Origin of the sequence: Streptomyces sp. NPDC004134 (assembly GCF_042874195.1) — a bacterium.
Classification (GTDB): Bacteria; Actinomycetota; Actinomycetes; order Streptomycetales; family Streptomycetaceae; genus Streptomyces.
On the sequence record NZ_JBIAMS010000013.1, the window covers coordinates 44,749 to 58,332 of the forward strand.

11 protein-coding genes and 1 riboswitch are annotated in these 13,584 nt (G+C 71.3%); of the genes, 7 read left to right on the forward strand and 4 right to left on the reverse strand.

The features are described from left to right. Positions 1-82: 82 nt before the first annotated feature. Positions 83-1,369 (reverse strand): extracellular solute-binding protein, encoded by a 1,287-nt coding sequence (locus ACFYVJ_RS17945; RefSeq protein ID WP_388892417.1) that lies wholly within the window; start codon positions 1,367-1,369, stop codon positions 83-85. A 317-nt stretch (positions 1,370-1,686) separates the two neighbouring features. Here ACFYVJ_RS17945 and ACFYVJ_RS17950 point away from each other — a divergent pair, with 317 nt between their 5' ends. The 7 genes from ACFYVJ_RS17950 to ACFYVJ_RS17980 all read left to right on the forward strand — a co-directional run bounded on the left by ACFYVJ_RS17950 (position 1,687) and on the right by ACFYVJ_RS17980 (position 10,694). Then, positions 1,687-2,493, forward strand: a complete 807-nt coding sequence (locus ACFYVJ_RS17950; protein WP_388892419.1) for a GntR family transcriptional regulator — start codon at positions 1,687-1,689, stop codon at positions 2,491-2,493. Positions 2,494-2,656: 163 nt separating this feature from the next. Next, positions 2,657-3,667: an aldo/keto reductase gene (locus ACFYVJ_RS17955; protein ID WP_388892421.1), complete on the forward strand. Its 1,011-nt coding sequence runs from the start codon at positions 2,657-2,659 to the stop codon at positions 3,665-3,667. 175 nt (positions 3,668-3,842) lie between these two features. Continuing rightward, positions 3,843-6,065, forward strand: a complete 2,223-nt coding sequence (locus tag ACFYVJ_RS17960; protein ID WP_388892423.1) for a carbon starvation CstA family protein — start codon at positions 3,843-3,845, stop codon at positions 6,063-6,065. Further along, on the forward strand, positions 6,062-6,265 hold the full coding sequence (locus tag ACFYVJ_RS17965; protein WP_388892425.1) for a YbdD/YjiX family protein: 204 nt from the start codon (positions 6,062-6,064) through the stop codon (positions 6,263-6,265). Before ACFYVJ_RS17960 ends, ACFYVJ_RS17965 begins: the two co-directional genes overlap by 4 nt. A gap of 95 nt (positions 6,266-6,360) precedes the next feature. Beyond that, complete coding sequence (locus ACFYVJ_RS17970) at positions 6,361-6,879, forward strand: GNAT family N-acetyltransferase (RefSeq protein WP_388892427.1); 519 nt, start codon at positions 6,361-6,363, stop codon at positions 6,877-6,879. A gap of 58 nt (positions 6,880-6,937) precedes the next feature. After that, a riboswitch (cobalamin riboswitch) is annotated at positions 6,938-7,084 on the forward strand. Positions 7,085-7,206: 122 nt separating this feature from the next. Further along, complete coding sequence (locus ACFYVJ_RS17975) at positions 7,207-9,678, forward strand: ribonucleoside-diphosphate reductase subunit alpha (protein WP_388892429.1); 2,472 nt, start codon at positions 7,207-7,209, stop codon at positions 9,676-9,678. Positions 9,679-9,737: 59 nt separating this feature from the next. Further along, complete coding sequence (locus ACFYVJ_RS17980; RefSeq protein WP_388892646.1) at positions 9,738-10,694, forward strand: ribonucleotide-diphosphate reductase subunit beta; 957 nt, start codon at positions 9,738-9,740, stop codon at positions 10,692-10,694. A 135-nt stretch (positions 10,695-10,829) separates the two neighbouring features. Here ACFYVJ_RS17980 and ACFYVJ_RS17985 read toward each other — a convergent pair whose 3' ends face one another. The 3 genes from ACFYVJ_RS17985 to ACFYVJ_RS17995 form a co-directional block, all read right to left on the reverse strand. Next, positions 10,830-11,564, reverse strand: a complete 735-nt coding sequence (locus ACFYVJ_RS17985; RefSeq protein ID WP_388892431.1) for a D-Ala-D-Ala carboxypeptidase family metallohydrolase — start codon at positions 11,562-11,564, stop codon at positions 10,830-10,832. 167 nt (positions 11,565-11,731) lie between these two features. Further along, entirely contained in the window at positions 11,732-12,379 is a 648-nt protein-coding gene (def, locus tag ACFYVJ_RS17990) for a peptide deformylase (RefSeq protein ID WP_388892433.1), read from the reverse strand. An 84-nt stretch (positions 12,380-12,463) separates the two neighbouring features. After that, positions 12,464-13,456 carry a tetratricopeptide repeat protein gene (locus tag ACFYVJ_RS17995; protein ID WP_388892435.1) on the reverse strand — a complete coding sequence of 331 codons (993 nt, stop codon included), beginning with the start codon at positions 13,454-13,456 and terminating at the stop codon, positions 12,464-12,466. Positions 13,457-13,584 lie beyond the last annotated feature (128 nt).

A 13,584-nucleotide genomic window follows, 5' to 3' on the forward strand; every position in this document is an offset into this window, starting at 1 on the left:
GATCTCTTCGGGACGAGGTGGTTTCGGACCCGCGGGTGCGGGCGGGGCCGGGTCGTACCCGGTCCCGCCCGCCGGATGACGCTTACTCCTGCGCCAGGCGCTCGTTCAGGTCGTCCTCGACCGACTTCGCGGCGTCCTCGTGGGAGTCACCGTTGAGGTAGGCGGTCATGTAGGACTTGATGGGGTTGGGGGTGTTCTCCACCGCGCCCCACTCCGGGATGAGCGGCGTGGTGCCGCCGACGGCGGCGGCGGGTGCCGCGGCCTCGGCCGCCTCGTTGCCCTCCAGCTTCGACTGCAGCGAGTCCTTGTTGGGGATCACGCCGTTGGCGGCCGCGAGGGCGCCCTCGTGCTTGTCGGAGAGCACGATCTTCAGGAACTCCTGGGCGAGTTCCTGCTTCTCGCTGCCCGCGGCGACGGCCAGGTTGGAGCCGCCGAGGAAGACGCTCTCGGGGGTGTCGGCGGTCTCACCGGGGATGGTGAAGTAGCCGATCTCCTTCTCGAAGTTCTTGTCCTTGCTCGCCTCGATGGCGATGCCGGACTCCCAGCCCATGCCGATGATCGCGCCGGTCTTGCCCTTGCCGAAGACCTCGCCCTGCTGCGGGGTGGCCTCGTCCTTGTCCTTGGGCGCCTCGGAGTAGTCGGCGTACTGCTTGTAGATCTCCATGGCCGCCCCGACCTTGGGGTCGGAGAGGTTGGAGACCCACTTGTCGCCGTCCTGCTTCACCAGCTCGGCGTCCTGGCCGATGAGCAGGCCGTCGAAGAAGTACCAGTTCTGGCCGGGCATGTAGATCGGCTCGGCGTCGGTGTTCTTCTCGATCTTGTCGAACGCCGCGAAGAGGTCGTCACGGGTCTTGGGGATCTCCGTGATACCGGCTTCCTCGAAGACCGACTTGTTGTACATCACCACGCGGTTGGCGAAGAACCACGGCACCGCGTACTGCGCGCCCTCGTAGACCGACGACTCGTTGAGGGACTCGGTCCACTCGGTGCCGATCTCCTCCTTCAGCCCGGTCAGGTCGGCCAGACCGCCGGTCGCCGCGTAGGCGGGCGTCTGGGTGTTGCCGACCTCGACCACGTCGGGCGGGCTCTCCTCGGACAGCGCGGTGGTCAGCTTCTGCTGAATGCCGTTCCACTGCTGCACCTTGTATTCGAGCTTGGCGCCCGTCTTCTTCTCGAACTCCGCCTGGACGTCCTTCAGCCAGTCGTCCGGGGTCGAGCCGTCCATGGCCCAGAAGGTGAGCGTCTCGCCCTTGAACGACTTGGCGCCACCGCCCTTGTCGCTCTCTTCGTCACCATCGTCAGAACCGCAGGCGGCGAGGCTTGCCACCAGGCCAGCCGCCGCCAGCACCGCTACCGCCGTGCGCTTCACGTCACCCTCCTCAACATGCCGGCCCACGCCCCCCTGCCGTCTTTCGCCAGCGATTCGCCACCGAAAAGTCCTTGCTCCCGGACCCTGCCCGTGGAGTGGACTTGTGGTCTTTAATGGTTTAGACCAGGTTGACGGTCTTGGTCTGGACCAATCGTGGAACGAAGCCTGGCCTAGACCAATGAGGGTGTCAAGGGTGTGCGGCCTGCTGGTTCGGCTTCCGTTACCGGACCGACATGTGAGCTATCCCGTCACCCCGCGAGTGCACCGACGGGTGACGAGCCGTGCCAGGATGTGAGCCGCTACCAGACGGAGGAGTCATGAGGACGAACGCCGGACCGGCCGAGGGAACGTCGGCTGCGACGGTACCGGCAGCCGACGAGCCGGGACGTGCCGGGGGCAGCACCGGGCGGACCACCCGCGTGCCCAAGTACTACCGGCTCAAGCGGCATTTGCTGGAGATGACCGAGACCCTGCCTCCCGGCACCCCGGTGCCGCCGGAGCGCACGCTCGCCTCCGAGTTCGACACCTCCCGTACGACCGTGCGCCAGGCGCTGCAGGAGCTGGTCGTCGAGGGTCGGCTGGAGCGGATCCAGGGCAAGGGCACGTTCGTGGCCAAGCCCAAGGTGTCGCAGGCCCTCCAACTGACCTCGTACACCGAGGACATGCGCGCCCAGGGCCTCGAACCCACCTCGCAACTGCTGGACATCGGCTACGTCACTGCCGGCGACCAGCTCGCCGAGCGGCTCGACATCACCCCCGGCGGGCGGGTGCTGCGCATCGAGCGGCTGCGCCTGGCCAACGGCGAGCCGATGGCCATCGAGACCACCCACCTGTCCGCGAAGCGCTTCCCCGCGCTGCGCCGCAGCCTGGTCAAGCACTCCTCGCTCTACACCGCGCTCGCCGAGGTCTACGACGTCCACCTGGCCGAGGCCGAGGAGACCATCGAGACCTCGCTGGCCACGCCCCGCGAGGCGGGCCTGCTGGGTACGGACACGGGCCTGCCGATGCTGATGCTCTCGCGCCACTCCGTCGACACCTCCGGCGAGCCGGTGGAGTGGGTCCGCTCGGTCTACCGCGGCGACCGCTACAAGTTCGTCGCCCGCCTCCGCCGCCCGGTGGGCTGAGCGACCGCGCGGCGGCGGCCCCGGCCCGGTGCCGGTGCCGCCGCCGCTGTGTGCCGCCGTACCCGGCCACGCTCCGGGGCGGCACCGGCAGGAAGCGGCCGCGTACCGGAAGGCGTTCGCCCCCCGCCGTCCCGTCCCCGCCAGTGACAGAAAGGCACCCGCCGTGCGCTACCGCTTCATGGGCAACACCGGGCTCCGCGTCAGCGAGCTCTGCATGGGCACGATGACCTTCGGCCGGGAGGCCGACGAGAAGACCAGCCACGCGATCCTCGACATGTTCGCCGAGGCGGGCGGCACCTTCATCGACACCGCCGACATCTACGCCGGCGGCGACTCCGAGTCGATCACCGGCCGGTGGCTCGCGGGCCGCGACCGCGAGGACTTCGTAGTGGCCAGCAAGGTCCGCTACGCCACCGGGGACGGGCCCAACGACCGCGGCCTGGGCCGCAAGCACATCCTCGCCGGCATCGACGCCAGCCTGCGCCGGCTCGGCACCGACTATCTCGACCTGTACCAGATCCACGCCTGGGACCCGGCCACGCCGCTGGAGGAGACCCTGGCCACGCTGGACACCCTGGTCACCGGCGGCAAGGTGCGGCACATCGGCGCCAGCAACGTCACCGGCTGGCAGTTGCAGAAGGCGATCGACCTCAGCAGGGCGCACGGCTGGGAGCCCTTCACCTGCCTCCAGCCGCTCTACAACCTGCTGGACCGCTCGACCGAGTGGGAGCTGCTCGACGTCTGCCGCAACGAGGGCCTGGGCGTCATCCCGTGGAGCCCGCTGCGCGGCGGCTGGCTCGCCGGGTCGATCCGGCGCGGCACCGGCGCGCCCGCCGCGGGCAGCCGGGTGGAGACCGCGGAGCGGATGGGCTGGAGCGAGTCGTGGAGCGCGTACGCGGGCGAGGAGCGCACCTGGCGCACGCTGGACGCGCTGCACGCCGTGGCCGGGGAGACCGGCCGCCCCGCCGCCCAGGTCGCCGTCAACTGGCTGCTGCGGCGCCCCGGCGTGACCGCCCCCATCATCGGCGCCCGCACCACCGAGCAGCTCACCACGACGCTGCCGTCCTCCGACTGGGAGCTGACGCCGGCGCAGACCGCCCGTCTCGACGAGGCGAGCGCGCTGCCGCGGCCGTACCCGTACAACGTGATCGCCACCGACCCCGAGGACCGCTGAGCCCCCGCCGGGGCCCGGCACCGCGCCCGGCCCCGGCGCTCTCCCCGGCCGCAGCTCCCCTGCCGGGGCCTTTCGTGATCGGATAGCGACTGATCGCCCTAGTGACGGCGGCCTGACCCTGCTCTACATTTCGAGCGCATTGCAAGAGATTGAGAGCTCAGGGGACGGAGCCGCCATGACTGTGCAAGCACCCCCGGACGTGCCCAAAAAGCCACGTCCGGAACCGAAGAGCGTGATCCTGTGGACCGCCGTGGCCCTGGTGGGCGCCGTCGGCTGGACCATGCTGGCGCTCTCCCGGGGCGAGGAGGTCTCCGCGGCCTGGATGGTGGCCGCGGCCCTCGGCTCGTACGCCATCGGCTACCGCTTCTACTCGAAGTTCATCGCCTACCGTGTGCTCAAGGCCGACAAGACGCGCGCCACCCCCGCCGAACGGCTCGACAACGGCATCGACTTCCAGCCGACCGACCGCCGGGTCCTCCTCGGCCACCACTTCGCCGCGATCTCCGGCGCGGGCCCGCTGGTCGGCCCGGTGCTGGCGGCGCAGATGGGCTTCCTGCCGGGCACGATCTGGATCGTCGCCGGCGTGATCTTCGCGGGCGCGGTCCAGGACATGGTGGTGCTCTTCTTCTCCACCCGCCGCAACGGCCGGTCGCTCGGCCAGATGGCGCGCGAGGAGATCGGCCCGGTGGGCGGCGCCGCCGCGCTGCTCGCCGTCTTCGCGATCATGATCATCCTGCTGGCGGTGCTGGCGCTGGTCATCGTCAACGCGCTGGCGGAGTCCCCCTGGGGCACGTTCTCCATCGGCATGACGATCCCGATCGCCCTGTTCATGGGCTTCTACCTGCGGATGATCCGGCCCGGCCGGGTCGCGGAGGTGTCGCTGATCGGCATCGCCCTGCTGCTGCTCGCGCTGGTCGCGGGCCGCTGGGTGGCCGAGTCCTCGCTCGCGGACACGTTCACGCTGAGCAAGGAGTCGCTGGTCATCTGGATGGTCATCTACGCATTCATCGCCTCGGTGCTGCCGGTGTGGATGCTGCTCGCGCCGCGCGACTACCTGTCGACGTTCATGAAGCTCGGCACCATCGCGCTGCTGTTCATCGGCGTGGTGGTGGCCGCGCCGACGCTGAAGATGGAGGGCGTCACCGAGTTCGCGGGCGAGGGCACGGGACCGGTCTTCGCCGGCTCGCTCTTCCCGTTCGTCTTCATCACCATCGCCTGCGGCGCCCTGTCCGGCTTCCACTCCCTCATCTCCTCCGGCACCACGCCCAAGATGGTGCAGAAGGAGACGCAGATCCGGATGATCGGCTACGGCTCCATGCTGATGGAGTCCTCCGTGGCGATCGTGGCGATGATCGCCGCCTGTGTGCTGGACCCGGGGCTGTACTTCGCGATGAACTCGGCGCCCACGGTGATCGGCGAGACCGCGCAGTCGGCGTCGCAGGCGATCCAGGGCTTCGGGTACGAGATCACACCCGCGGCCCTGCAGGCGGCGGCCGACTCCGTCGAGGAGTCGACGCTGCTGTCCCGTACCGGCGGCGCACCGACGTTCGCGATCGGCGTCTCGGAGATCTTCTCCGACGTCACCGGGGACAGTCTCAAGGCGTTCTGGTACCACTTCGCGATCATGTTCGAGGCGCTCTTCATCCTCACCGCGCTTGACGCGGGCACCCGGGTGGGCCGCTTCATGCTCCAGGACACCCTCGGCAACATCTACAAGCCGCTCAAGCGCGTCAGTTGGTGGCCGGGCCTCATCGCCACCAGCGCGGTCGTCGTGGGCCTGTGGGGCTACTTCCTGTGGGTCGGCGTCAACGACCCGCTGGGCGGCATCAACCAGCTCTTCCCGCTCTTCGGCATCACCAACCAGTTGCTCGGCGCGGTCGCGCTGACCATCTGCACCACGCTGCTGATCAAGTCGGGGCGGCTGAAGTGGGCGTGGGTGACGGGCATCCCGCTGATCTGGGTCGCGGTGGTCACGCTCACCGCGAGCTGGCAGAAGGTGTTCTCGGACGACCCGCGGGTCGGCTTCTTCGCCCAGGGCGACGTGGCGCAGGAGGGCATCGACTCCGGCAAGCTGTCGGGCCAGGAGCTGGAGGACGCCGAGACGATCGTCACCAACACCACGGTCGACGGGGTGCTGTCGGCGGTCTTCGCGCTGCTGGTGATCGTCGTGATCCTGGACGCGGCCCGGGTGTGCGTGAAGTCGCTGCGCAACCCGGAGTCCGTCGTGAGCCACGAGGAGCCGTACCACGAGTCGTCGTACGTCGCACCGGCGCAACTGATCGCGACCAAGGAGGAGAAGCAGGAGCTGGCCGCGGCCGGGCTGGGCAGCGGCGGCGGGTTCAAGGCGGGCGCAGGACCGGGCGCAGGCGGCGGTGCGCGGGACGGAGGCGGGTCGTGACCGGGACGGCGGCGCTGGCTTCGGCCGGGCGCAAGGTCTGGTGGTACGTCCGCGAGGTGATCGGCGACACGGCGTACGAGCGCTACGTCGAGCACCTGCGCGGGCACGACCCCGAGGCGAAGGTGCCCACCCGGCGCGAGTTCGAGCGGATGCGCACGGACGCGGGCGACGACCCGCGGAAGGGCTTCCGCTGCTGCTGAGCGCGGCACGGCGGAGACTGCAGGTGTACGGGCCGCCGCCCCCGGCTTCCGGGGGCGGCGGCCCGTTGTCGGTGGCGCAGGGCAGACTCGGGGGCATGGACTTCACGGTGCGGCCGGTGCGGCCGGAGGAGTACGAGCGGGCGGGCGAGCTGGTCGCCGAGGCGTATCTGGCGGACGGGCTGCTGACGTTCGGCGCGGACGACGAGTATGTGCACGAGCTGCGGGACGTGCGCCGCCGGGCGGCGGCGGAGCGGGCCGAGGTGCTGGTCGCGGTCGAGGGGGACGCCCACGCGGTCGGCGGGGACGTGCTGGGCAGTGTGACGTTCGTGACGGCGGGGTCGCCGTTCGCGGAGCTGAGCGGCCCGGGCGAGGGCGAGTTCCGGATGCTGGCGGTGGCCCGCGAGGCGCGCGGCCGGGGCGTGGGCGAGGCGCTCGTACGGGCCTGTCTGGACCGCTCCCGGGAGCTGGGCGCGGACCGGGTGGTGCTGTCCAGCACCCCGGACATGGCCACGGCCCACCGGCTGTACGAGCGGCTGGGGTTCGTCCGCACCCCGGCGCGGGACTGGCTGCCGCTGCCGGGTCTGCCGCTCTGGGCCTTCGTCGCGGACCTCTGACGCCCGACCGACACGCGACACAACATATAGGGGTGCTCCCCTGACGAGCTACTAGATGTATGCTCGTCCTAGCTGCCGACGCAGGGGAATCCGGTGGAACTCCGGAGCTGTCCCGCAACGGTAAGCGATGTACGGGCATGCCTGCCACGCGCCGGCGGTCCGTATGTCGTGAGCCCGAAAACCTCCGGCAGCGATCGATGACGTCCGGGTCTCGTGGATTGGGCTCGCGGACGCACACGGGGTTGCCTCGACGGATTCGGCATGCCCGCCTGCGCCCGTACCGCAGCCTCTCCCGCGCGGCCCCGCCGAACGAGGGAGAGCAGCATCTTGACGATCGCACCACCGGCCGCGCCCACGGAGCCCGCCTCCGCCACCCCCCGCGCCGGCGACGGCCCGGCCGCCGCGCTCACCCGCACCCTCGCCGAGCTGACCGCCGACCTGCCCGCCACCGACCCCGCCAGGGTCGCCGCCGACGCGCTGCGCGGCCTCCCCCAGAGCGCGCAGGGCGCGCGTGGGCGGCACCCCCACCCGGGCTCCCGCGAGGCGGAGTTGCGGGAGCTGGCCACCGCGGCCGCGGCGGCGCTCATCGCCGAGGAGCCGGAGTACTCGAAGCTGGCCGCCCGGCTGCTGACCCGGGCCGTCGCCGAGGAGGCCGCCGGCCAGGGCGCCACGAGCTTCTCGGCCGCGATCGCCGTGGGCCACCGCGAGGGCATCGTCGCCGACGCCACCGCCGCGTTCGTACGGCGGCACGCCGCCCGCCTCGACGCCCTGGTCGACGAGGCCGTCGCCGAGGGCCGCGACGACCTGTTCGGCTACTTCGGACTGCGTACGGTCTCCACCCGCTACCTGCTGCGCCACCCCACCGAGCGCGCCGTCATCGAGACCGCCCAGCACTTCTTCCTGCGCGTCGCCTGCGGGCTGGCCGCCGGCGACTCCGACGCCGCGGTGGCCGAAGTCGCGGAGCTGTACGGGCTGATGAGCCGCCTCGGCTACCTGCCCTCCTCCCCCACCCTCTTCAATTCCGGCACCCGCCACCCGCAGATGTCGTCCTGCTACCTGCTGGACTCCCCGCTCGACGAGCTGGACTCGATCTACGAGCGCTACCACCAGGTCGCCCGGCTCTCCAAGCACTCCGGCGGCATCGGCATCCCCTTCACCCGGGTCCGCTCCCGCGGCTCGCTGATCCGCGGCACCAACGGCCACTCCAACGGCATCGTCCCCTTCCTGCGCACCCTGGACGCCTCCGTCGCCGCCGTGAACCAGGGCGGCAAGCGCAAGGGCGCCGCCTGCGTCTACCTGGAGCCCTGGCACGCCGACGTCGAGGAGTTCCTGGAGCTGCGGGACAACACCGGCGAGGAGGCCCGCCGCACCCACAACCTCAACCTCGCGCACTGGATCCCGGACGAGTTCATGCGCCGCGTCGAGGCCGACGGCCCCTGGTCGCTGTTCTCGCCCGCCGAGGTGCCGGAGCTGACCGACCTGTACGGCGCGGAGTTCGACGCGGCGTACGCGCGCGCGGAGGCCGAGGGGCGGTACGTCAAGCAGATCCCCGCGCGGCAGTTGTACGGCCGGATGATGCGTACCCTCGCGCAGACCGGCAACGGCTGGATGACGTTCAAGGACGCCGCCAACCGCACCGCCAACCAGACCGCGGAGCCCGGCGCCGTCGTGCACTCCTCGAACCTGTGCACCGAGATCCTGGAGGTCTCGGACGACGGCGAGACCGCGGTGTGCAACCTCGGCTCGGTCAACCTCGCCGCCCATCTCGGCGACACCGCCGGCGGCTGGCAGGAGGCGATGGACTGGGACAAGCTCGACGCGACGGTCCGTACCGCCGTGACGTTCCTCGACCGCGTCGTGGACATCAACTTCTACCCGACCGAGCAGGCCGCCGCGTCCAACTCCCGCTGGCGGCCCGTGGGCCTGGGCGTGATGGGCCTGCAGGACGTCTTCTTCCGGCTGCGGCTGCCGTTCGACTCCCCGGCGGCGCGGGCGCTGTCCACCCGTATCGCCGAGCGCATCATGCTCGCCGCGTACGCCGCCTCCGCCGACCTCGCCGAGCGGCACGGCGCGCACCCGGCCTGGTCCCGCACCCGGGCCGCCCGCGGCGTGCTGCACCCCGACCACTACCCCGAGGCCGGCGTGGTCTGGCCGGAGCGCTGGACCGCGCTGCGCGCCCGGATCGCGGAGACGGGGCTGCGCAACTCGCTGCTGCTGGCCATCGCGCCGACCGCGACGATCGCCTCCATCACCGGCGTCTACGAGTGCATCGAGCCGCAGGTCTCCAACCTCTTCAAGCGCGAGACGCTGAGCGGCGAGTTCCTCCAGGTCAACTCCTACCTGGTGGCCGAGCTGAAGGCGCTCGGGCTGTGGGACGCGCAGACCCGCGAGGCGCTGCGCGAGCACGACGGGTCCGTACAGGAGCTGACCTGGATCCCCGAGGAGGTCAGGGCGCGCTACCGGACGGCGTGGGAGCTGCCGCAGCGCGCGCTGATCGACATGGCCGCGGCCCGTACGCCCTACCTCGACCAGGCCCAGTCGCTCAACCTCTTCATGGCCGCGCCGACCATCGGCAAGCTCAGCTCGATGTACGCCTACGCCTGGAAGTCCGGGCTGAAGACGACGTACTACCTGCGCTCCCGGCCGGCGACCCGGATCGCCCGCTCGGCCCGCGCCGCCGCGCCCGCCGGCGCCGCCCCGGCACCCCTGCCCGGCCCCCTGCCCGTACAACAGCCGCACGCCGACGACGCCGTCGCCTGCTCCCTGGAGAACCCCGAGACCTGCGAGGCCTGCCAGTGACCACCGCCACCGGAGCCAAGAACCTGCTCGACCCCGGCTTCGAGCTGACCCTGCGCCCCATGCGCTACCCGGACTTCTACGAGCGCTACCGGGACGCGATCAAGAACACCTGGACCGTCGAGGAGGTCGACCTCCACTCCGACGTCTCCGACCTCGCCAAGCTCTCGCCCGGCGAACAGCACCTCATCGGCCGGCTGGTGGCGTTCTTCGCCACCGGCGACTCGATCGTGGCGAACAACCTGGTGCTCACGCTCTACAAGCACATCAACTCGCCGGAGGCCCGCCTCTACCTCTCCCGCCAGCTCTTCGAGGAAGCCGTGCACGTCCAGTTCTATCTGACGCTGCTCGACACCTACCTCCCCGACCCGGACGAGCGGGCCGCGGCGTTCGCCGCCGTCGAGAACATCCCGTCGATCCGCGAGAAGGCGCAGTTCTGCTTCCGCTGGATGGACTCCGTGGAGAACATCGACCGACTGGAGAGCAGGGAGGACCGCCGCCGCTTCCTGCTCAACCTCGTCTGCTTCGCCGCCTGCATCGAGGGCCTGTTCTTCTACGGCGCGTTCGCCTACGTCTACTGGCTGCGCTCCCGCGGCCTGCTGCACGGGCTCGCAACGGGCACCAACTGGGTGTTCCGCGACGAGAGCATGCACATGGACTTCGCGTTCTCCGTGGTCGACACGGTCCGCGAGGAGGAGCCGGACCTCTTCGACGAGGAGCTGGGGCGGCAGGTGCGCGACATGCTCGACGAGGCGGTGCAGGCGGAGCTGCAGTTCGCGCGGGACCTGTGCGGCGACGGCCTGCCGGGGATGAACACCGACTCGATGCGCGCGTATCTGGAGTGCGTGGCGGACCAGCGGCTGGTCCGGCTGGGCTTCGCGCCGGCGTACGGGTCGCAGAACCCGTTCGCGTTCATGGAGCTGCAGGACGTGCAGGAGCTGACGAACTTCTTCGAGCGCCGCCCGTCCGCATACCAGGTGGCGGTGGAGGGCTCGGTCGGGTTCGACGACGAGTTCTGAGCGCCGCCTGCCGGGCGGCCGCCGGAGCCGCGGCGCCGGCCGGACCCGACCGCGGGGGACGGGTCCGGCCGGCGGCCGCTCGCTGCCGCGGCGGGGGCGTTGCCGCGCCGCTTGTGCTGCTGCGCTCTCCCGCGGTCAGATGCCGCAGGAGGGAGCGGACCAGTAGCGCGAGGACCGGCCGTCCACGTGCGTGTGGTCGTTGTGGCCCGGGTAGCCGGGACCGAGGATCCCGCCGAAGCCGTGGGTACGCGCCTGCTGGGCCAGCCGGCAGAACGACGGGGAGCCGACGAGGTCGGCGGCCGTGCCGTACAGATGCTGGCTGTTGGAGGCCCCGCCGACCGCGCTGTTGCACGAGGTGGAGCGGAAGCCGCTGCTGATGTTGATCGGCACGTCGCCGAGCGCGTGCCTCATCGCCTCCAGCTTCCACATGGTGCGCTTGGCGTTCTCCTTGGCTGTCGCCGCGGATACCGCGCCGCCGCTCCAGGTGGAGTTGCACTTGTTCAGCTCGGCGTAGGTGAAGTGGATCGGGGTGCAGTCGGCGTCCTGCAGGCTGTAGATCTTGTTGAAGGTGTTGTTGCCCGCGACACCGTCCGAGGCGAGCCCGTACGCGCTCTGGAACTTGGCGACCGCGGCCTTGGTGCGCGGGCCGAAGTTGCCGTCGACGGCGAGGATTTCGCCGGACGTCACGTGCCCGGCCACCCGGATCTGCAGTTGGGTGACGTCGGCTCCGGACATGCCTTCGGAGAGCGTGCGGTTCCAGGTGTAGCACGAGTCCGCCTGCGCGGTGCCGGCGGTCGCGACCGTGCCGACGACACCTGCCGCCGCGATCATGACGATGGTGAGGACGAGTCTGACCGTACGTCTGAGCATGGGGCCTCCGTACCGTACGAATGGGGGGCTCCGAGCCTCGCGTGCGCCGGGCGCACGGTCAACGCACCGCCATTTCGCCAGTGGACTGGACCACTGCCGTAACCGCCGCGCAAGAGGCGGCGGTCACGGGCCGGACGGCGGTGGATCCGGGCAGGCCGGGGGGGGCGTCAGTCGTTGGGGACGGTCTCGTACCGCGGGGTGTTCTCGGCCATCTGCTCCATGACGTCCTTGCGCTCGCGCTTGGAGAGCCGGTCGATGTAGAGCCGCCCGTAGAGGTGGTCCGTCTCGTGCTGCAGGCAGCGGGCGAAGTAGCCCGTGCCGGCGACCCGGAGGGGGTTGCCGTCGAGGTCCCGGCCGCTCACCACCGCGTAGTCGGGGCGGGCCAGCGACATGTACGCGCCGGGGACGGACAGGCAGCCCTCGTTGCCGTCGTCGAGCTGCCGGCGGTCGGCGGGCAGCTCCTCCAGCACCGGGTTGCACACGGCGCCCACGTGCCGTACGCCGTCGTCGTCCGGGCAGTCGTAGACGAAGACCTTGAGGTCGACGCCGATCTGGTTGGCCGCGAGGCCCACGCCCTCCGCCGCCCGCTGGCTGGCGAACATGTCGTCCACGAGCCGCCGCAGCGCGTCGTCGAACTCCGTCACGTCCCGGCACTCGCGGTGCAGCACCGGATTGCCGACCACCGTGATCGGCCGGGCCGTGCCCCGCTCGCGGGCGGCCCGCTCACGCGCCTCCGCGTCCGTCACGTCGTCGACGAACACGTCCGGCGACTCCGCTTCCCGCCCCGCCTGCTGCTGCTCCGCCTGCTGCGTCATGCTCGCCGCACGCCTTCCTGGTTCCCGCCCTCACGAGCTTTACGAAAAGACCGGAGTCCAGGGTACGGCCAGGTTCCGACAGCCTCAGACGACTTCCTCCAGATCCCGCCAGTCCCGGGTGTCCGGGCTGTCCGCCGCCCAGCTCTCCAGCAGCCCGCGCACCAGCGACGCGGGCGCGGCTATCCCGCACTCCCGCTCCGGCACCCACAGCCCGTCCTCGGTGCGGTGCACCAGCGGCCCCGGCTGGCCGGGCTCGCTGTGGTCGTGCGGGTCGAGGGTCGCCTGGAGCGAGCCCTCGGCGCTGGGCATGACGCTCTCCGAGCAGGTACGGCAGAGCAGCCGCACCGACGACGACCAGTCCTCGGCCGCGTACCCCGCCTCGGCCGCCAGCAGCTCGACGGCGTCCCGGTCGGCCTCGGTGGCCGCCTCCAGCAGCACCACCCACGTCGGCACCGGCGAGGGCGCCCAGAGCTCTATCTCGTCGAAGACCGGATACGAGGGCCCCGCCAGCGTCGCCCGCTCGCCGTGCGGCACCCCGTCGTGCAGCACGACCTCGCCCCAGCGCCGCCCCGAGGACGGCAGCGGGATGCTCTGCACCTCGATCCGCGCCGGGTCGAGACGGCGGCCCCAGACGACCTCCGCCTCGCCCTCGGGCGAGAGCCGCACCGCGGCGCTGCCCAGGTCCATGTCCTCCGGCGGCTCGCCGGCCCCCTGGTGCGCGGCGCCGCCGGGCACGCTCAGCCCGTACGCCTGCCAGGCCCGCCGCGCCAGCGGCCAGTCCTGCAGTGCGGTGGCGGCGATGCCGACGTTCCACCAGTCGGGCGCGCCGGTCTCGCGGTCGAGCAGCGCGACGGCCCGCAGGCCCGCGGCGCGCGCCTGCTCCCAGTCGTGCCGGAACTTGTGCAGCAGCGCAAGGTTGAACCACGACTCCGACAGCCAGGGCTCCAGGCCCGCGGCACGGGTGAGCAGCGCGCCCGCGTCGTCGTACCGGCCGTCGCCGATCAACGTGAACGCGCGGTCGGTCGCCTGCCGCCACGAGGCGGAGGGCCGATGCCGTGTTCTGCCGAAGATCCTCACGATTCCTGCCTGCCGTCTTTGACTCCAGGATGACCACTGTGCGGCCTGTCCGCACGGCGTGCTCTCCCGGGGGGCGCCGTTGCTCCCCGCAACTTCCTGTCCGCTCGGGTGCCGGGCTATGCCCGCAT

Excerpts from the sequence above, each read along its gene's own strand:
- ACFYVJ_RS17950 (WP_388892419.1), top strand. The coding sequence starts at position 1,687 with ATGAGGACGAACGCCGGACCGGCCGAGGGAACGTCGGCTGCGACGGTA.
- ACFYVJ_RS17960 (WP_388892423.1), top strand. The coding sequence starts at position 3,843 with ATGACTGTGCAAGCACCCCCGGACGTGCCCAAAAAGCCACGTCCGGAA.
- ACFYVJ_RS17970 (WP_388892427.1), top strand. The coding sequence starts at position 6,361 with ATGGACTTCACGGTGCGGCCGGTGCGGCCGGAGGAGTACGAGCGGGCG.
- ACFYVJ_RS17980 (WP_388892646.1), top strand. The coding sequence starts at position 9,738 with ATGCGCTACCCGGACTTCTACGAGCGCTACCGGGACGCGATCAAGAAC.
- ACFYVJ_RS17985 (WP_388892431.1), bottom strand. The coding sequence starts at position 11,564 with ATGCTCAGACGTACGGTCAGACTCGTCCTCACCATCGTCATGATCGCG.
- def (WP_388892433.1), bottom strand. The coding sequence starts at position 12,379 with ATGACGCAGCAGGCGGAGCAGCAGCAGGCGGGGCGGGAAGCGGAGTCG.